Annotated in this window: 2 protein-coding genes; both read right to left on the minus strand. The window is 71.0% G+C overall.

Translation table 11 applies throughout. From position 1 onward, the window contains the following. The coding region (locus ET989_RS14650; protein ID WP_165490210.1) for a transposase at positions 1-185 on the minus strand (185 nt) is incomplete at its 3' end. Positions 186-213: 28 nt separating this feature from the next. Next, a complete protein-coding gene (locus ET989_RS14655; RefSeq protein WP_277751380.1) occupies positions 214-600 on the minus strand; it encodes an IS5 family transposase in 387 nt (128 codons plus the stop codon). Positions 601-661 lie beyond the last annotated feature (61 nt).

The following is a 661-nucleotide window of genomic DNA, read 5'->3' on the forward strand; positions in this document are numbered from 1 at the left end:
GAGTAGGCCTTGTCGCCCCGCAACCGGTCCGGGGTGGTGCGGGGCCGGCCCGGTCCGATCCGGGGCACCGACAGGTGGTCCAGCAGGACCGGCAGCATCGGCGAGTCACCGGACTGGCCGGCTGACACGACCACGACCATCGGGGCACCGCGGCCGTCGACGAGGTGGTGGATCTTGCTGGTCAACCCGCCCCGGGAACGCCCGATGCCGTGATCAGACGGTTCCAGTCGCAGATTGTTGTAGTTCGGTGGCGCCCCCTGTGTCCCGGGGCAGGTTGGTGCCGTGCTGGTGCGCCCGGTTGATCGTGGAGTCCACGTTCACCGACCAGTCGATCCGCCCGGCCGCGTCCGCCTGGGCCATCAGCATGGCGTGGATCTTGTCCCAGGTGCCGTCCTCGCTCCACGCTCGGTGCCGGGCCCACACGGTCTGCCACGCCCCGAACTCGGCGGGCAGGTCCCGCCACGGGCTCCCCGTGCGGTAGCGCCACACGATGCCCTCCACCACCAGCCGGTGATCCGCCCACGGCCGGCCACCCCTGGCACCGGCTCGGGGCATCAACGGCGCCAACCGAGCCCAGTCCTCATCGGTCAACACCGGCATCCGACTCACGGGACCTCACCCTGCCCGAGAAGCCCCTGCAGGGTAACGAGACACGCCCTAG

It is taken from the genome of Propioniciclava sinopodophylli (genome assembly GCF_004324755.1).
Taxonomy (GTDB): domain Bacteria; phylum Actinomycetota; class Actinomycetes; order Propionibacteriales; family Propionibacteriaceae; genus Propioniciclava; species Propioniciclava sinopodophylli.

What these genes read in the sequence shown, in the direction of transcription:
- ET989_RS14655 (WP_277751380.1), bottom strand. Translation starts at nt 600, where the DNA reads ATGCCGGTGTTGACCGATGAGGACTGGGCTCGGTTGGCGCCGTTGATG.